The organism is Hydrocarboniphaga sp. FW305-C-57, from assembly GCF_058783045.1.
In genome coordinates this window covers 427,035-444,502 of sequence record NZ_JBYSYG010000001.1, presented here as the reverse complement: position 1 = coordinate 444,502, position 17,468 = coordinate 427,035, and the positions used below count along the sequence as shown (strand labels likewise).

13 protein-coding genes are annotated in these 17,468 nt (G+C 65.9%); 9 read left to right on the top strand and 4 right to left on the bottom strand.

Annotated features, from left to right (window positions below; all coding sequences use genetic code 11):
- The first annotated feature begins 1 nt into the window (after position 1).
- Both AC3WUM_RS02175 and AC3WUM_RS02170 read left to right on the top strand, forming a co-directional pair.
- The gene (locus AC3WUM_RS02175) at positions 2–385 is read left to right on the top strand and encodes a hypothetical protein (protein ID WP_492408430.1); all 384 of its coding nucleotides are present in this window, start codon (positions 2–4) and stop codon (positions 383–385) included.
- 130 nt (positions 386–515) lie between these two features.
- Positions 516–2,930 (top strand): hypothetical protein, encoded by a 2,415-nt coding sequence (locus AC3WUM_RS02170; protein WP_492408429.1) that lies wholly within the window; start codon positions 516–518, stop codon positions 2,928–2,930.
- A gap of 4 nt (positions 2,931–2,934) precedes the next feature.
- On the opposite strand, the gene AC3WUM_RS02165 is transcribed toward AC3WUM_RS02170, so the two are convergent.
- Together AC3WUM_RS02165 and AC3WUM_RS02160 are read right to left on the bottom strand one after the other, a co-directional pair.
- Positions 2,935–4,938 (bottom strand): APC family permease, encoded by a 2,004-nt coding sequence (locus AC3WUM_RS02165; RefSeq protein ID WP_492408428.1) that lies wholly within the window; start codon positions 4,936–4,938, stop codon positions 2,935–2,937.
- Between the two features lie 104 nt (positions 4,939–5,042).
- Positions 5,043–6,254 (bottom strand): acetylornithine transaminase, encoded by a 1,212-nt coding sequence (locus AC3WUM_RS02160; RefSeq protein WP_492408427.1) that lies wholly within the window; start codon positions 6,252–6,254, stop codon positions 5,043–5,045.
- Positions 6,255–6,664: 410 nt separating this feature from the next.
- On the opposite strand from AC3WUM_RS02160, the gene typA reads away from it, so the two are divergent.
- Together typA and AC3WUM_RS02150 are read left to right on the top strand one after the other, a co-directional pair.
- The gene (typA, locus tag AC3WUM_RS02155; protein ID WP_492408426.1) at positions 6,665–8,488 is read left to right on the top strand and encodes a translational GTPase TypA; all 1,824 of its coding nucleotides are present in this window, start codon (positions 6,665–6,667) and stop codon (positions 8,486–8,488) included.
- Positions 8,489–8,648: 160 nt separating this feature from the next.
- Positions 8,649–8,999 (top strand): hypothetical protein, encoded by a 351-nt coding sequence (locus AC3WUM_RS02150; protein ID WP_492408425.1) that lies wholly within the window; start codon positions 8,649–8,651, stop codon positions 8,997–8,999.
- A 123-nt stretch (positions 9,000–9,122) separates the two neighbouring features.
- On the opposite strand, the gene AC3WUM_RS02145 is transcribed toward AC3WUM_RS02150, so the two are convergent.
- The gene (locus AC3WUM_RS02145) at positions 9,123–10,277 is read right to left on the bottom strand and encodes an acyl-CoA desaturase (RefSeq protein WP_492408424.1); all 1,155 of its coding nucleotides are present in this window, start codon (positions 10,275–10,277) and stop codon (positions 9,123–9,125) included.
- A gap of 361 nt (positions 10,278–10,638) precedes the next feature.
- On the opposite strand from AC3WUM_RS02145, the gene AC3WUM_RS02140 reads away from it, so the two are divergent.
- On the top strand, positions 10,639–11,829 hold the full coding sequence (locus AC3WUM_RS02140; protein WP_492408423.1) for a GGDEF domain-containing protein: 1,191 nt from the start codon (positions 10,639–10,641) through the stop codon (positions 11,827–11,829).
- 56 nt (positions 11,830–11,885) lie between these two features.
- On the opposite strand, the gene AC3WUM_RS02135 is transcribed toward AC3WUM_RS02140, so the two are convergent.
- Positions 11,886–12,515, bottom strand: a complete 630-nt coding sequence (locus AC3WUM_RS02135; RefSeq protein WP_492408422.1) for a TetR/AcrR family transcriptional regulator — start codon at positions 12,513–12,515, stop codon at positions 11,886–11,888.
- Between the two features lie 255 nt (positions 12,516–12,770).
- Here AC3WUM_RS02135 and mprF point away from each other — a divergent pair, with 255 nt between their 5' ends.
- Genes mprF through AC3WUM_RS02115 form a run of 4 tightly spaced genes read left to right on the top strand, consistent with a single transcriptional unit; the run spans position 12,771 to position 17,449 of the window.
- Positions 12,771–15,335: a bifunctional lysylphosphatidylglycerol flippase/synthetase MprF gene (gene mprF, locus AC3WUM_RS02130; protein WP_492408421.1), complete on the top strand. Its 2,565-nt coding sequence runs from the start codon at positions 12,771–12,773 to the stop codon at positions 15,333–15,335.
- Entirely contained in the window at positions 15,332–16,780 is a 1,449-nt protein-coding gene (locus AC3WUM_RS02125) for a virulence factor family protein (RefSeq protein WP_492408420.1), read from the top strand. Before mprF ends, AC3WUM_RS02125 begins: the two co-directional genes overlap by 4 nt.
- Complete coding sequence (locus AC3WUM_RS02120; protein ID WP_492408419.1) at positions 16,780–17,259, top strand: DUF456 domain-containing protein; 480 nt, start codon at positions 16,780–16,782, stop codon at positions 17,257–17,259. The genes AC3WUM_RS02125 and AC3WUM_RS02120 overlap by 1 nt, the downstream gene beginning before the upstream one ends.
- A 43-nt stretch (positions 17,260–17,302) precedes the next feature.
- Complete coding sequence (locus AC3WUM_RS02115) at positions 17,303–17,449, top strand: DUF3096 domain-containing protein (protein ID WP_492408418.1); 147 nt, start codon at positions 17,303–17,305, stop codon at positions 17,447–17,449.
- Positions 17,450–17,468: the final 19 nt, after the last annotated feature.

Below are 17,468 nucleotides of genomic sequence, written 5' to 3'. Positions count from 1 at the left end.
AGTGAACATCGCGCAAGGCGTTGCTGCGGCTTTTCTCGCCTTGCTGTCGGGCTGCGCTGCGACTCAAGCCATTCCCGATCAGCAAAAGATCGAGCTGGCCGAGCGGCTGAGAAATCGAATCGTCGTCGGGATGCCCTCAGCCGAAGTCGAATCGGTACTCGAGAGCGAGGGCGTCGAGTTCAGTTACGTGCTGGCAGAAGAACTTCTGCCAGTCACTTTGCACTTCGAGCGACGGGATCTCGCCGTTCTAGATGGTCAATACATGTCCATCATCCGCGACGTCAAAAAAGGGTTCATACACGAAGACATCTCGATCCAGGTCGATATTGATCGATCGAAAACCGTGTCGCATGTCGAAGTCAAATCGATCTTGACCGGGCCTTAGATAAACAGCTGAGTCCCGATCCAGTCCAACTCGGTATGGGCTGGTTTTACCGATCGTCAGCGTCGCTCCATGAAACTACGCTTCCCTCGAGAGTCCGCGCCTCAGATGCGGACCATGAGGGAGAAGCAGCATGAAACGACGGTTTGCACGGACCGCAGCGGTGCTGTGCGTCTCGGTTTTTCTGACGGGCCTGCTCGCGGCCTGCGAAGCCCATGGACCCTCGGGCGTGGTGCCGGGCGACGGTCCCGACGAGCCCTCGGGCACCGCGCAGACGATCTACTCGTTCGCCAACGGCTGCTACACGCTGCAGTCGGATTCGGGCTACGTCGCGATCGATTCTTCGGGCGCCGACTACACGCTGAGCGACGATGCGTCGAAAGCCGTTGCGTTCACGATGCGTCCGACCGCGCTCGGCTCGTATCTGCTGATGTCGGGCTATCGGCGCGCCGCGGGCGAGCGCGGCAGCAAATCGCTGCTCGGCATTCGCGATCCAGCCGGTGAGTTCCTCGACGCCACCGGCAATTTCATCGGCGAAGTCGGCAACCTGATCGCGGGCGTCGGCGACATCACCGCCATCGTCCTCGATCCGCTCGCGCCGGGCGGCGGCATCATTCGCGAAGGCGGTGAAACCATCGGCGGCATCGGCGGCGGACTCGGCGGTATCAATGTCAATCCGAGCCTGGCGCTCGTGAACGAGGCCAACGATCTCGCGGTGTGGAACCTGCTGCCCGCATCGAACGGACGCTTCAGCCTGAGCTCGGCGATCACCGGACAAAGACTCGCGGCCTCGCACGGCATCCTCGCGCTCACGAGCGCGACCACGGCCGGCATCGACACCGAGTTCAAGCTCGCGCCCGCGCAGGGCTGCGCGGCGTATCCCGAGGTCGACACCAACGCACGGATCATCGACGAGCGCGGACCTGCGATCTATCTGCGCGACGTGCCGCTGTTCGCGAAGAGTGCCGGAGCCTCGACGATCGGCGCGCATGACCTGTACGGCTACGTCGACGGGCATTCGCACATCACCGCCTACGAGTTCATCGGCGGTCGCGTGAACTATGGCGACCCGTTCCACAAGTTCGGCGTCGATCACGCGCTCGACGATTGCGAGGTCAACCATGGCCCGCAAGGCATACTCGGCGTCGTCGAAACGGTGACTTCGGGCTTCAATCCCGTGCACGAAACCAAGGGTTGGCCGAGCTTCAATTTCTGGCCGCGCCACGACTCGCTGCAGCATCACCAGAGCTATTACAAGTGGATCGAGCGCAGCTATCTGGGCGGTCTGCGCCTGCTCGTGAATCACTACACGGGCAACGAGATCCTGTGCCAGCTCAATCCGCAGAAGCAGAACGACTGCCACTTCGAAGTGAACTGGCGCCTGCAGGCGCAGCGGCTGCGCGAGATGCAGGACTACATCGACGCGCAGAACGGCGGACCGGGCAAGGGCTGGTTCCGCATCGTGACTTCGCCGAGCGATGCGCGCCGCGTGATCGAGAGCGGCAAGCTCGCGGTCGTGCAGGGCATCGAGATCTCGAAGATCTTCGATTGCGGCGAGTTCCTCGACGTACCCGAATGCACGCGCGAGCAGATCGTCGAGCGGCTCGATGCGGCTTACGCGGCCGGCATCCGGCACATCTTTCCGATCCACAAGTTCGACAACGCCTTCGGCGGCGTGGTGCCCGACGAGGCGCTCGGCATCGGCACGATCCTCTACGTGGGCAATCTCGCCGAGACCGGACATCCACTCGAATTCGAAGCCTGCCCCGAAAGCTTCGGCGACGATTCCGCTTCGCATCCGGACGGGGCGAATCCGCTCGGCATCATCGATCAGCTGTTGCGCCAGCTCGAATACATCAATGGACAGCTCAGCCAGGCGCTGCCGATTCCGCCGCTCGCGCCGAGCTCCGAACACGGGCTCTGCAACAAGCGCGGCATCACCGAGCTCGGCCAGTTCTTCGTGCAGGAGCTCATGCGCCGTCGCATGTTCATCGAGGTCGATCACAGCAGCCTCGGCGTGATCGACCGCATTCTCGAACTCGCGGAGAACAACGGCTATCCGGGCCTGATCAGCAGCCACGACTGGCTGTATTCGGAGCAGCTGCTCGATCGACTGTCGGCGAGCGGCGGCATGATCGGCCGCTTCGCGAGTTCGCGCAGCGACTGGGTCGACCGGCTCGTGAAGGTCGAGGACCGGCCGGCCAGGCATCGCGTCGCGGGCGTGGTCGGCACGGGCCTGGCGACCGACGTCAACGGCATCGCCTCGCTGCCGGGCAACAGCGGTGCGGCCGACACGCCGCTATATCCGTTCACCTCGGTCGACGGCCGCGTGCGCTTCGATCGCCAGGTGACCGGCGATCATGTGTTCGATCTCTACGATGGCCGCGGCGTCGCGCATTACGGGATGTATCCCGACCAGATCGCGGACATGCAGTTGCACACCGACGATCGCACACCCGCGCAGGTCGATCAGGCGCTGCGCGAGCTGTTCTCGTCGGCCGAGGTTTATCTGCGGCTGTGGGAGGCGACCGAAGCCTGGAAGCAGTAGGCGCTCAGTGCACCGGCACGCGCGTCGTGCTCGACGGCGTGTCGTCTTCCTCGATCTTCACGGGCACGATGATCATCTTGCGATTCTGCTCGTGCAGGCGCCGCTGCACCGCGATCGGCATCTGGTTGTGCAGCAGTGAGGTGAACAGGTTTTCCTTGCGGAAGACGATGCGGCTCGCGAAGCAGACGCTGTTCGGATAATCGTCGAACACCTTGTCGATCAGGGCGACGAGCTCGCTCTGCGGATCGGCGCCGTAGCCTTCGTACGAGGTTGCGGCCAGGCCCTGGCTCGCGCAGTAGCCGACGAAGTAGGCGAGCGAATTCTGCAGCCGTGCGCGCATCGCTTCGAGAGAGCGTTCGCTGTCGAAGGCATCGCGATCGACTTCGCCGACGGCGACGAACACGAAGTTCGTGTAGAGCCCGGGGAACATCGAGCGCACCCATTCCACCGTGCGGTACCCCGCCCCGCGATTGGCGCCGACGAGCACGATCGCGGTCGGTGCGCTCTTGTCGCAAGGCGGAGGCTGCTCGTCGAGCCAGGTCGCACGCGGGGCGAGCTGGTCGACGCGCGCGAGCAGGCGCTTGACCTCGTCGTAGTGCCGGCGAATCGCCACGCAGACGGCGGCGACCGCGCCGGTGATCAGCAGCGTCACCCAGCCGCCGAGCAGGAACTTCTCGACCAGGATCACCGTGAGCATGAACGCGGTGACGAGCAGGCCGAGCATCGACAGCAGCAGCGGGCGCTTCCACACCAGGATGTAGCGCCGCTGCTGCCACCAGTGGCGCGTAAGCCCGAACAAGGTCAGCGTGAAGGTGATGAACACGTTGATGCTGTAGAGCACCACGAGCAGAGCGACCTTGCCTTGCGTCGCGAGCACGATCAGCAGCGCGCCGATGCCCATCAGCAGCACGCCGTTCTGCGTGACCATGCGGTTCGACAGCTGGCGGAACTGGCGCGGCACCCAGCGATCCGAGGCCATGCTCGCGAGCACCGCCGGGCCACCGAGAAAACCGGTGTTCGCGGCCACGAGCAGCAGGCCCACTTCGAACAGCAGCACCACACCGAGCGCCACGTGCGTGCTCGGCGTGTCGCCGAAGGCGTTGCCGAGAATGTCGCGGAAGGTCACCGCGTTGAGCGTCTGCCCGGGCACGTGCTGCGCGTCCCAGAGCAGGTACAGCAGGATGATCCCGCCGGCCATGAAGGCCAGCGAGAACGCCATGTAGAACATGGTCCAGTGGCCGGTCTTCACGCGCGGCTCGGCGAGCATGTTGACGTTGTTCGAAACCGCCTCGATGCCGGTGTAGGTACCGCCGCCGATCGAGTAGGCGCGCAGGAATAGGGCGACGACGAAGAACCATCCGCTCTCGGCCGAAAGCTGCTCGGCCTCGGCGACCGACTGCGGCCACAGCGTGCCGATGCCGTCGGCATGCGCCGACACGCCATAGACGATCAGCGCGACGTGCGTGAGCACGAAGCCCAGGAAGATCGGGGCGAGCACGCGGATCGATTCCTTCATGCCGCGCAGGTTCAGCACCGTGAGCAGGCAGACCAGCAGCGCTTCGGACGGCAGCTTGACCGCGTGCAGCGAAGGCGGAAGCAGGCTGAACAGCGCATCGGTGCCGCTGGCCACCGAGATCGCGATCGTCAGCACGTAGTCGACGATCAGCGCCGAGCCGCTGATGAGCCCGGCGCGCGGGCCGATCAGCTTGGTCGCCGCCTTGTAGCCCCCGCCGCCGGACGGAAACAGGTCGATGACCTGGTTGTACGAGGCCGCGATCACGAACACCGTCACCGCCGTCGCGATCGCCAGGAACAGCGCCATGTCGGTATGCACGCCGAGCGCGAGGAAGGCTTCCTCAGGGCCGTAGCACGAGGACGACAGGCCGTCGGCGCCGAGGCCGATCCAGGCCAGGATCGCGACGAGGGCGATGCTGTGGCGGGTGTTGGGATCGAACGGATCGAGCTTGCGCCCGAGGACCAGCCGCGTCGCTTTGTGCAGAACACTCATCGTGATTCGCTCGTCCACCCCGGTCGCACAAGACGAGCAGTTTAGGGAAACTTTGCGTCCCGACTCCAGAGCCGCAACGGCGACCGGAGTCGGGCACGACTTCATCAGGCGACGCGGCGCTCCGCGAGCAGAACGTCGAGCCGGCTCAGCAGCTCGTCGATCTCGTCCGGCGTGACCGTCAGCGCCGGCATCAGGCGCAGCAGGTTCGGCCTCGGCGCGTTGATCAGCAGGCCCGATTCGCGCGCCCGGCGCACGAGATCGAACGCGAAGTCGCCACCCAGGTCGAGCGCCCGCAGCAGGCCACGGCCGCGCACGTCACCGAGCGCATGCCGGGCCGACAGCTGCGCCAGACCGGCCGCGAGCCGCTCGCCCCCGGCGACGACTTCATCGAGAAAGCCCGGTGCCGTGATCGCCCCGAACACCGCCTCGCCGACCGCCGCCATCAGCGGATTGCCGTTGTAGGTGCCGCCCTGATCGCCCGGCTCGAAGCAGCAGACCTCCTCGCGCGCGAGCAGCGCGGCGAGCGGCACGCCGCCGCCGATGCCCTTGCCGAGCGTCATCACGTCCGGCTCGATGCCGGCATATTCATGCGCGAACAGCTTGCCCGTGCGGCCCATGCCGGTCTGCACCTCGTCGCACATCAGCAGCAGGCCGCGCTCCCGCGTGAGCTTCCTGAGATCGCGCAGGAATTCGTCGCTCGCCGGCCGTACGCCCGCTTCGCCCTGGATCGGTTCGAGCATCACCGCGACGGTCTTCCCGGTGATGAGCGCTTCGACCGATGCCAGGTCGTTGAGCTTCGCTTTCGGGAAGCCCGGCACCTTCGGCGCGAACAGCGCCTCCCAGCCGGGTTTGCCCGATGCCGACATCGTCGCCAGCGTGCGGCCGTGAAAGCCCTGGTCGAAGCCGATGATCTCGTAGGCCCCGTCGCGATGCAGCGCCCCGAACTTGCGCGCGAGCTTGATCGCGCCCTCGTTGGCCTCGGCCCCGCTGCTCGCGAAGAACACGCGGTCGAAGCAGGAGTGCGCAACCAGCCGGGACGCGAGCCGGGCGCTCGGAGCGTTCCAGTAGCCCGGGCCGGGCGAGATCAGCGTCGCGGCCTGGGCGGCGAGCGTCTGCGCGATCAGCGCCGGGCTGTGCCCGAGCGCATTGACCGCCCAGCCTTGCACGAAATCCAGGTAGCGACGGCCCTCGCGGTCCCAGAGCCAGGAGCCCTGGCCGCGCACGAACACCGGCGGAGGCCGGTCGGCGACGTGCATGAGGGCATCTGGAGAGAAATCGGCGGCATTGTCCAGCGGGGTCCCACAGTTGAATTCCACGTATCGATCCTTGCGAAAAAAGTGAGCAGAAACAAAAAGGCCACAGGGTTCGCCTGTGGCCTTCGTGACGTCACGCTGATGCTTTTAGCAGCGTTCTCGTCGTCGACGCGCGCAGAGGCGGCTTCCCGTAACGGGAACCGGGCGACGTCGGCGAACGAGAGCAAGGAAAAGAGTCGACATGCGGCGATTCTGGGCGGCCGCGACGGGCCTGGTCAATAGAAAATTGCGTGACGGAGCCTTGGCGGAACCGCCTCGCCCCTATCCGCGTCATCGGCGCCAGCGTAGAATCCGCGATCTTTTTTGGGGTGTCTTGTTGTTTTGGCCGTCCTGGCCAAGCCCGCGCCATCTCTGGCGCGGACTTTCAATGCGGGATCGCAGGCGATCCCGTCCTTACTTCGTCGGTATCTCTCGTGATTCAGAATCTTCGCAACATCGCCATCATCGCCCACGTCGATCATGGCAAGACCACCCTTGTCGACAAACTGCTGCGCCAGTCCCAGACCCTCGACGCCCGCGAGAACCTCGGCGAGCGCGTGATGGACAGCAATGACCTGGAGCGTGAGCGCGGCATCACCATCCTGTCGAAGAACACCGCGATCCGCTGGCACGACAAGCGCTCGGGCATCGATTACCGCATCAACATCGTCGACACCCCCGGCCACGCCGACTTCGGCGGCGAAGTGGAGCGCGTGCTGTCGATGGTCGACTGCGTCTGCCTGCTCGTCGACGCGCAGGACGGCCCGATGCCGCAGACCCGCTTCGTGACGCAGAAGGCGTTCGCGATGGGCCTGAACCCGATCGTCGTCATCAACAAGGTCGACCGTCCGGGCGCGCGTCCGGACTGGGTCGTCGACCAGGTGTTCGACCTGTTCGACAAGCTCGGCGCCACCGACACCCAGCTCGACTTCCCGATCGTCTACGCCTCGGCGCTCAACGGCTACGCCGGCTTCGACGGCTCGGTGCGCGAAGGCAACATGGACCCGCTGTTCCAGACCATCGTCGACAAGGTCGCCCCGCCGAAGGTCGATGCCGACGGTCCGTTCCAGATGCAGGTCATCTCGCTGGCCTACTCGACCTACGTCGGTGTGATCGGCACCGGCCGCATCAGCCGCGGCAAGATCAAGGCGAACTCGCCGGTCTCGGTGGTCAACCGCAATGGTGAAGTCCGCATGGGCCGCGTGCTGCAGATCCTCGGCTTCATGGGCCTGGACAAGGTCGAGGTTCCCGAAGCCGAGGCCGGCGACATCATCGCCGTCACCGGCATCGCCGAGCTCGGCATCTCCGAGACCATCTGCGACCCGAAGGTGCCCGAGGCGCTGCCGACGCTGACCGTCGACGAGCCCACGATGAGCATGATCTTCGAGGTCAACAAGTCGCCGTTCGCGGGCAAGGAAGGCAAGTTCGTCACCTCGCGCCAGATCGGTGACCGCCTGCAGAAAGAGCTGCAGACCAACGTCGCCCTGCGCGTCGAGCCGGGCGATTCCCCCGACCAGTTCCGCGTCTCCGGCCGCGGCCTGCTGCACCTGGGCATCCTGCTCGAGAACATGCGCCGCGAAGGCTTCGAGATCGCCGTTTCGCGTCCGCAGGTCATCCTCAAGGAAATCGACGGCGAGATCTGCGAGCCGTACGAATCGCTGGTCGCCGACGTCGAGGAAGCCAACCAGGGCGGCACCATCCAGGGCCTCGCCGAACGTGGCGGCAAGATGCTCGACATGGTGGTCGACGGCAAAGGCCGCGTGCGCCTGTCCTACATGATTCCGTCGCGCGGCCTGATCGGCTTCCAGACTGAATTCATGTCGATGACCTCCGGCACCGGCCTGCTGTTCCACAACTTCGACCACTTCGGTCCGAAGGCCGACAACGCCGACATCGGCCAGCGCCACAACGGCGTGCTGATCTCCAACGAACAGGGCAAGACCGCGCCGTACGCGCTGTTCAACCTGCAGGAGCGCGGCCGCATGATGGTCGACCCGGCGGTCGACGTGTACGAAGGCCAGATCGTCGGCATCCACTCGCGCGACAACGACCTCGTCGTCAACGTGCTCAAGGGCAAGAAGCTCACGAACATGCGCGCTTCGGGCTCGGACGAAAACGTGATCCTGACGCCGCCGGTCAAGCACTCGCTCGAACAGGCGCTCGAGTTCATCAACGAGGACGAACTCGTCGAACTGACGCCGACCAGCATCCGTATCCGCAAGAAGTTCCTCAAGGAGCACGAGCGCAAGCGCGCCTGATGCTCCTCGGCGATTGGTATCTGCGAAAACGCCCGGTTCGTCCGGGCGTTTTTCGTTGAAGCTCGACAACATCGAGACTGCATTTTGCACTCTCGATCAGTTCAGATCGGGTTCATTGCATGAACCCATGATGGCTCCGTACCATCCCCCGGAGCGTCACATGAAACTCGTCAAATGGCTGGCCGCATCGGCGCTCGTCGCTTGCGGCATCGGCAGTATCGGCACCGCAAGCGCGGGCGCGAACGTGTCGATCGGCATCGGCCTGCCGGCACCTGGCGTCGTCTACTACGACAGCTATCGTCCGCCGGTTTATCGCGAGCGTGTCTATTACGACAATTACTACGCTCCGCCACCGGTTCGCTATTACGCGCCGCCACCGCCGCCGCCTACGGTCGTGTACTACGCCCCGCCGCCGCGCGTGATCGTTCGCGACAACTATTACTACCGCGGCTACGATCGCCGTGACTATCGGCGCGACAAGCACTGGGACGATCACCACCACCGCCACTGATCGGCCTCGCGTATAGCCAAAGCCGCCGGCCCACCCCGGCGGCTTTTTTCTAGCGGGCAGCAAAAACGAAAAAGCCGGGAATCTCGCGATTCCCGGCTTTTTCTTCGACCGCGGTAAGGCCGATCAGGCGACCTGCAGACTCAGCAGGCGCACGCGCTTCTGCTGCTGGCGCAGTGAATCTTCGAGATGCTGGATGCGGCGGCGCACTTCGCTGGTTTCCCAGTGCTCGGTGAGCTGTTGTTTGGCATGCTCGAACTTCTCCTGCTGCAGACGCGCCCACTCGGACAGGGTCGCCGAGAAGCTCTGCAGCTCGTGCTCGAGCAGCAATTGCAGGTGAGCCACGCGATCGCCCGACTCGGCCTTGGCCAGGCGCTCGCGCGCCTTCTCGAAGTGGCGCTGCAGCTTGGCGCGCTGGATCTGGAATTCCGGCGTACGGCGCAGGTTGCTCGCCAGGCCCAGCCAGGACATCGAGGCGATCAGCCACTTGGTCGGATCCCATTGCCACCAGCGGATGCCGTTGCGGTAGTCCCACTGAAACAGGTGATGGAAGTTGTGGTAGCCCTCGCCATAGGTCAGCACGGCGAGGAAGTCGTTGTCGCGCGCCGAGTTCTCGGTGGTGTAGGGCTGGCGGCCCCAGAAGTGGGCGAGCGAATTGATCAGGAACGTGAAGTGATGATTCACGACCAGGCGCACGAGGCCCGCGAGCACCAGCGTGCCCCAGGGATCGCCCGTGGCCCAGCCGGCCAGCAGCGGCACGCCGATGTTCATGAACAGGGCAATGCCGAGATAGTGCTTGTGCTGGAAGGCCACGATCGGATCCTTCTCGAGATCACGCACGTTGCCGAAGTCGAGCTTGTGCGCTTCCTCGTCGCGCAGCATCCAGCCCATGTGTGAATACCACAGGCCGCGACGCGAGGAGTACGGATCGCGCGTTTCATGATCGACTTCGCGGTGATGCACGCGGTGCATCGAAGCCCAGACCAGCACGCTGTTCTGCAGCGCCTGGGCGCCGAACGCGGCATAGAACAGGCGCAGGCTCCAGTGGGCCTGATACGCCTTGTGCGACCACAGGCGGTGGTAGCCACCGGTGATCGACAGGCCGCTGAAATACAGGAACACCGCGAACCAGACCCAGGCCGCAGCGCTGAAATCGTGGTGCCAGGCGTACAGCGGCAGCACGGTCAGCATGAGGCCGGTAGTCAGCCCGAACATGATGATGGCGGGCCAGTTGTAGGAGGGTTTTTCGCCGCCAGCGTTTGCAGCAGGGGAAGAAGACATTGGAACTGAAAGTCCTGAAAAGGCCTCGGTGGGCAGCTGGCGGATGGCCAGCCGAATCATTCTAGCAATGCTTTTTGCAGTCTCAAGGACGAGGTGGCCCCGAATTCACCCTCAAGACATACCGGCCGGCGTCTGGCCCGTATCCACGGGTTCGACACAACTCAGGCATGATTCACAAGGATTACCCATGATGACCTGACAACTGATTCGGCTATTGTCGTCGGGGCCAAGGATGGCTGAGAGTATGGTGGGGGCTGCCTTCAAGAAATCGATGCTCGATCCTGGCTGGCCCTCTTTGACGGGAGTCGGGATGGATGAGTTGTTGAATGTCGGGAATGGACTCCCGCCCTCGGCGAAGGGTGTGCCCGCCTTGCCGGAAGACGTGATCCGTCCGTTCGACGGCAAAAATTCCATTACCTCGACGGCGTTCCTGTTCGGCTGCGTCGCCCTGCTGCTACTACTGGGCGTCATCACCGAGTTGTGGGTCTCGAATGCCAAGCTGGCCTTGTCGCTGTCGCTGAGTTCGGCGATCGGCCTCGTGATGGTCATTCCGGGCTGCGCCGCGGGCATCGCGGCAAACCGGGCCGGGGACCGGCAGAACGACGGCGCCACTCTGATCGCCCTGATCGTCGTCGGCTGCGGCCTGCTCGCGATGTCGGACCAATGGGCGCAGCGCAGCTACAGCCCGCTGTCTTATCTGCTGACCGCCTTCGTGTTCGGCGTGCTGACGTTGACCAATCTGCGCCCGAGCCGGCTGTTCGCGGTCACCGCGCTGCTGCTCGGCACCGACGTCTTCCTGGCCTACATCCGCCATGGCGCGGGCCACGCGATACAGCAGGTCCTGCTCGCCGACGGACTCTGCGCGCTGATCGGCGTCCCGGCGAGTCTGCGCCTCTGGCGGCTCGACCAGCTGCAGCGCCTGAGCACGCTCGAAGCCCTTGCCGACCCGCTCACCGGCCTCGCCAATCGGCGCGCGCTCGAGCGCATCGTCGAGATCGGCCTGCGCTATGCGCGGCGCGAGCGCCGGTCGGTCACCGTCGCCGTTCTCGATCTCGACAAGTTCAAGAGCATCAACGACCAGCATGGCCACGAAGTCGGCGACAGCGTGCTGCAGCTGGTCGCCGAGGGGCTGCGCCAGTTCGCCCAGCGTCCGCTCGACTGCATCGCCCGGCTCGGTGGCGACGAGTTCGTGATCTTCTGGTTCGATCTCGACATCGAGCAGGCCGGCCGGCTCGGCCGCGAACTCGTGGCGAGCATCGGCACGCGCCCACTCCAACTACTGACCGGGGGCAGCATCCAGCCCAGGATCAGCCTGGGGGCCTGCAGCGGGGTCCCGCATGGGGCGACCAATCTCGATGAGCTGCTGAGGCTGGCCGACCGGGCGCTGTATCAGGCCAAGCACGAATCGGGGAACCGGGCACTGGTCCGCAGCATTCCGGGCACCATCGGCCGGGTCGTGATCGGGCGCAATTTCCGCACCGAGCGCCATTTCGACGTGCGCCAGAGCGAGGCCTCGAACGAGCCTCGCAACGACAATTCACCGCCGGCGTAGACCAAGTCCCACGGCATTAGCCGGCCTTCTAACGAAGGCCGGCTAATGCGCAGCGCTCAGACGGCGGTGGGGGCGATGCCCGATTCGATCATTTCGAGCGCCGAGTCGATGACCGCGTCCGGCGGCATGGCGCCGCCCCAGAGACAGTGGCGCATGCCGAGGAACTGGCTGATGCCGAGGATGGACCAGGCGCGCGTTTCGGAATCGCCCGGGCGCAGTTCGCCGCGCTTGATCGCTTCGCCGAGATCCTGGGCGTAGCTCTTAGCGAAACGCTCGTAGTACTCGCGGAACACGGTTTCGTCGACGAACTGCGATTCCTGCACGATGCGGTAGTAGCCCGGGTTGTCGAGCATGAAGTTCAGCAGCGCGACGAGCGCGCGGCGCTCGGTCTGGGCGCGGTTCTCGGCGCCGGTCATCGCGCGCGCCACATGCAGGCGCAGGTTGCGGCCGATGTCGCGCACGAGCGTGATGAAGATTTCTTCCTTGGTGTGGAAGTACAGGTAGAACGTGCCTTGTCCGACGTCGGCGCGGCTCGTGATCGAGCTCACCGAGGCGGCATGGAAGCCGCGGGCGCCGAATTCGACGATGGCCGCATCCATGAGCTTGCGGCGGGTCGCCTCGCCACGGGCGGTCGCCGGGACCAGCGTGCGGAAGCTCGGAACGGGATAGGGCAGTGGAGAATTCATGTGCAGACGGCTCCGTTGATGAGGCGATGAGCCCGCCGGAGCCGCGTCGAGGGCGGCGTGGCGGCGTGCAGAAAAGGTTCGGCAACGATCGCCCCAGATAGTGCGCAGGCCGATTCGGGCGTCAGCCGGTTTTCGGACCGACGGCAGCAGGCGGCCGAACATCGGCATCAAGCCCCGCCGAACGGACGGCGACCTGCGCGTTCCCTTACGGGCTTTCCGACCTTTTCGACCGCCGCTTCAATAGAATCTCGCCCCATGTCCCGCATCGAACCTGCCCAACGGCGAGCCCTGCTCGCGGCCCTGATCACGCTCTGCATTTTCGTCGCGGCACTGTGGGTGCTCGATGACAGCCTGCGGCACCTGCATCTGCGCGACATCTGGACGCCGCTGCGCACGCTGACGGCGGCCGAGATCGCCGCCGCGATCGGCTGGACCGCGGCGAGCTACTTCGCGCTGACGCTCTACGACCGGCTGTCGCTGGAGATCGCCGGCAAGCCGCTGCCCTACCCGCGCGTGGCGACGATCTCGTTCATCGCCTGCGCGCTCGCGCATTCGCTCGGACTGTCGTCGGTCTCGGGCGGCTCGGTGCGGCTGCGCGCCTACAGCGCCGAAGGCCTGTCGGCCGCCGACATCGCGGTCGTCCAGGGCCTGTTCTCGCTGACCTTCCTGATCGGCGCCGGCAGCCTGCTGGCCGGCTCGCTGCTGATCGAACCCGACGACGCCGCGCGCCTGCTGCACATTCCGGCCGCGCTGGCCCAGGGACTCGGCGCGCTGCTCGCACTCACGCTGCTCGGCTACGCGCTCGCCGCGAGCCTGCGCGATCAGCCGCTGCGCCTGCGCAACTGGCAGATTCAGACGCCCCGGCCGACCCAGGTGCTCGCCCAGTTCGCGGTCAGCACGGTCGACATCGCCTGTTCGGCCGCGGCGCTCTACGTGTTGCTGCCGTCCAGCGTCGAGATCGGCTATCCGGCTTTTCTGGGCATCTACGTCATCGCGATCACGCTCGGTGCGGTCAGCAACGTGCCAGGCGGCCTCGGGGTGTTCGAATCGACGCTGATGCTGTTGCTGCCGACCGCGAGTCCGGCACCGATGCTCGGCGCTATCCTGCTGTTCCGGCTCGTCTACTACATCGGCCCGTTCATCATCGCCCTGCTGCTGCTCGGCTGGCGCGAGATGCACGCGGTGCGCGAGCCGCTCATGCGCGCGACCTCGATGCTGCGCCGCTCGGTCGAATCGGTGGTCCCGCAGGCTCTGGCGATCGCGGTGTTCGCGGCCGGCGCGGTGCTGCTGTTCTCGGGTTCGCTGCCGGCGATCGGAACGCGCATCGACTGGCTCGCCGAAGCGCTGCCGCTCGGTGTCATCGAGGCCTCGCACCTGGCCGGCAGCGCGCTCGGCGTGGGCCTGCTGATCCTCGCACGCGGGCTCTACCGGCGCCTCGAGGCGGCCTGGTATCTCACGCTGCTGCTGCTCGGCGCCGGCATCGCGGCCTCGCTGCTCAAGGGCGTGGATTTCGAGGAAGCGATCCTGCTCGCGATCATCATGGCGGTGCTCGCGCTCTCGCACGAGCGCTTCTACCGCAAGGCCCCGCTGACCGAGGCCAAGCTGTCGCCGCTATGGCTGCTCAACGTCGCGCTCGTGCTCGCAGCCGCGATCTGGCTCGGCTTCGTCGCGTTTCGCAAGGTCGAGTACGCGCATCAGCTCTGGTGGCAGTTCGCGTTCGATGCGAACGCCCCGCGCATGCTGCGCGCGAGCCTCGTTGCGGTGGTCATCGCCTCGGCCTACGGCCTGTGGTCGCTGCTCGGCAGCGCCCACCCGGAGCCCGAACCGCCCGGCGATGATGAACTGAAGGCCGCACGCGCCTGCCTGGGCTCGACCAGCGATTCGCTGCCGAACCTCGTGCTGCTCGGCGACAAGCAGATCCTGTTCTCGGAGCAGCGCGACGCTTTCATCATGTACCAGCGCTCGGGCCGCTCGTGGATCGCGCTCGGCGATCCGGTCGGCAATCCGGCCCGGCATGCCGAACTCGCCTGGCGCTTCCGCGAACTCTGCGACGAGCACGGCGGCTGGTGCGTGTTCTACCAGGCCACGGCCGAAAAGCTGCCGCTGTATCTCGACCTCGGCCTGTCGCTGTCCAAGCTCGGCGAGGAGGCGCGGGTTCCACTGAAGACCTTCTCGCTCGAAGGCAAGCCGCGCGCCGAACTGCGCACCGCGCAGCGCAAGGGCCAGCGCGAGGGCCTGACGTTCTCGGTCATCGGCGCCGACGAGGTGGCCGCCCGCTTCGATGAGCTCGAAGCGATCTCGAGCGCCTGGCTCAGCCACAAGTCGACCGCCGAAAAGAGCTTCTCGGTCGGACGCTTCGATCGCCGCTATCTCGCGAACTTTCCGTGCGCGGTCGCGCAGCGCGAAGGCCACATCGTGGCATTCGCGAACCTGTGGGAATCCGGCGACGGCAGCGAGCTGTCGGTGGACCTCATGCGCTATGGAGCCGAGGCGCCGAAAGGCGTGATGGATTATCTGTTCGTCGAGCTGCTGCTCTGGGGCCAGCAGAAGGGCTATTCGTGGTTCAACCTCGGCATGGCCCCGCTGTCCGGGCTCGACCACCACCCGCTCGCCCCGCTATGGCATCGCATGGGCCTGCTCGTGCATCGCTACGGCGAATCGTTCTACAACTTCGAGGGGCTGCGCCGGTACAAGGAAAAATATCTGCCGGTCTGGCGTCCGCGTTACCTCGCATCGCCGGGCGGGCTGGCGCTGCCGCGCATCATGCTCGACACCGGCGCGCTGATCGCCGGTGGGGTCAAGGAAATGGTCTGGAAATGAAGTCGGGCGTCCGTGTCGCCGCAGCGCTGGCGCTGTCCTTTTCTCTGTTCGCACGAGCCCAGGAACATCACGAACCGCCGAAGGTCGAGATCCTCGACCATGGCCGTTTCGAGCACCTGCGCCTGCTGCGCCCGAATGGAGCGGCGCGCAGCACCGTGCTGCTGTTCTCGGGCCGAGACGGCTGGGACAAGGAGAACGCGATCTACGCCGAAACCCTGCGCCAGCGCCAGACGCTGGTCGCCGGCATCGACACGCCCGCCTTGCTCAAGAAGCTCGCCGAGGACGGCGACGACTGCGAATTCCTCGACGGCGATCTCGACAACCTCGGCCGCTTCGTCCAGGCCTACACGCACCAGGACGACTATCGCCCGCCGCTGCTGTTCGGCAGCGAAGAAGGCGCGGCGCTGGTCTTCGGCGTGCTTGCGCAGGCGCCGGCGAAGCAGTTCGGTGGCGGCGTCGGCGTGAGCTTCTGCCCGCGCAGCGCGCTGCATCCGCCGCTCTGCAAGGGCACTTCGCTGCAGCAGAAGCCGCTCGCGGCGGGATCGGCGAAGGGTTCGCAGTTCCTGAGCAGCTCGCGCCTGCGGGCCCCGTTCACGGCCGTCATCACGCCCGAGAGCGGCGCCTGCAACGCGCGCGATTTCCTGTCGCGCGTGCCGATGACCGAGCTGCAGTATCCGGTGCGCCGCCAGTCCGGAGCGCCGAGCACCTCGGCCGCCGCGATCGTCGCCTACGGCAAGCTCGCGGCCAGCGTGGCGCCGCCGCACCGGCGCTCCGAGGCGCTGCCCGACCTGCCGCTCGTCGAGATCGAGCCGACCGCCCACCGAGCCGAACATCGCGATCTGTTCGCGATCCTGATGTCGGGCGACGGCGGCTGGGCCGGGCTCGATGAAGAGCTCGCCGACACGCTCGCGGCGCACGGCATTCCGGTGGTCGGGCTCGATTCGCTGCGCTACTTCTGGACCGCGCGCAAACCCGAGGACGTCGCCACCGACATCAACCGTGTGATCACCCATTACGCCGATCAATGGAACCGCCCACGCGTGATGCTGCTGGGTTACTCGCAGGGCGCCGACGTGCTGCCGTTCGCGCTGAACCGGCTGCCGCCCGCGACGCGCGAGCGCATCGCGCTGTCGAGCGCGGTGGCGCTGTCCGAGCACGCGGCCTTCGAATTCCACGTCGGCGCCTGGGCCGGCGCGACCGGCGACGATTCCACCTGGCCCGAGGTACAGAAGCTCGCTAACCGGCAGGACCGTTTCATGGTCGTCTGCGGAGCCGACGACGAGGCCGCCATCTGCCCCAAGCTCGACGCCAGGCACTATCGCATCGAGGTGCTGCCGGGCAGCCATCACTTCGACGGCGACTACGAGAAGCTCGCCAAGACGCTGATCGATGGCCTGAGCCCGCCGGCGGCGGCAGCCGATAGAAACAGCGGGGTCAAACACTGATGGAACTGCTGATCGGCCTGTTCGCGACCTTGCTCGTGATCGGCGGCCTCGCCGGTTCGGTGCTGCCGATCCTGCCCGGTCTGCCGATGGTTTTCGGCGGGCTGCTGCTGGCAGCCTGGGGCGATCAGTTCCAGCGCGTCTCGGGCCTCACGATCGGTGTGCTCGCGGTGATGCTCGTGATCGGGCTGGCGCTCGATTTCGTCGCCGGCAGCCTCGGCGCCAAGCGCGTCGGCGCGAGCCCCAAGGCCGTGCTCGGCGCGACCATCGGCAGCGTCGTCGGCATCTTCTTCGGCTTGCCGGGGCTGATCCTCGGGCCCTTCATCGGCGCGGTGATCGGCGAGATCGGCGCGCGCCGCGGCATGGAACAGGCGGCGGCTTCGGGCTTCGCGACCTGGGTCGGACTGCTGCTCGGTACCATCGCCAAGCTCGCGCTGGGCCTGGCGATGGTCGGCACCTTCGCGTTCGCCTGGTTCGTCTGAACCAAACTCTGAGACACTCGAGCCTCATTCAAGGAGGAAGGCCATGACCTTGCACATCCACGCCGTACCGGTGATTTCGCTGATCGCGGGCATCCTGATCCTCGTGCAGCCCAAGCTGCTCAACTACGTGGTGGCGATCTATCTGATCGCGGTTGGAGTGCTCGGCCTGATTCCGGGCGGACCGATCTGATCCCGAGCCGCGGCAGGCC

What these genes read in the sequence shown, in the direction of transcription:
- AC3WUM_RS02120 (WP_492408419.1), top strand. Translation starts at nt 16,780, where the DNA reads ATGGAACTGCTGATCGGCCTGTTCGCGACCTTGCTCGTGATCGGCGGC.
- AC3WUM_RS02115 (WP_492408418.1), top strand. Translation starts at nt 17,303, where the DNA reads ATGACCTTGCACATCCACGCCGTACCGGTGATTTCGCTGATCGCGGGC.
- mprF (WP_492408421.1), top strand. Translation starts at nt 12,771, where the DNA reads ATGTCCCGCATCGAACCTGCCCAACGGCGAGCCCTGCTCGCGGCCCTG.
- AC3WUM_RS02170 (WP_492408429.1), top strand. Translation starts at nt 516, where the DNA reads ATGAAACGACGGTTTGCACGGACCGCAGCGGTGCTGTGCGTCTCGGTT.
- AC3WUM_RS02125 (WP_492408420.1), top strand. Translation starts at nt 15,332, where the DNA reads ATGAAGTCGGGCGTCCGTGTCGCCGCAGCGCTGGCGCTGTCCTTTTCT.
- AC3WUM_RS02165 (WP_492408428.1), bottom strand. Translation starts at nt 4,938, where the DNA reads ATGAGTGTTCTGCACAAAGCGACGCGGCTGGTCCTCGGGCGCAAGCTC.
- AC3WUM_RS02150 (WP_492408425.1), top strand. Translation starts at nt 8,649, where the DNA reads ATGAAACTCGTCAAATGGCTGGCCGCATCGGCGCTCGTCGCTTGCGGC.
- AC3WUM_RS02135 (WP_492408422.1), bottom strand. Translation starts at nt 12,515, where the DNA reads ATGAATTCTCCACTGCCCTATCCCGTTCCGAGCTTCCGCACGCTGGTC.
- AC3WUM_RS02145 (WP_492408424.1), bottom strand. Translation starts at nt 10,277, where the DNA reads ATGTCTTCTTCCCCTGCTGCAAACGCTGGCGGCGAAAAACCCTCCTAC.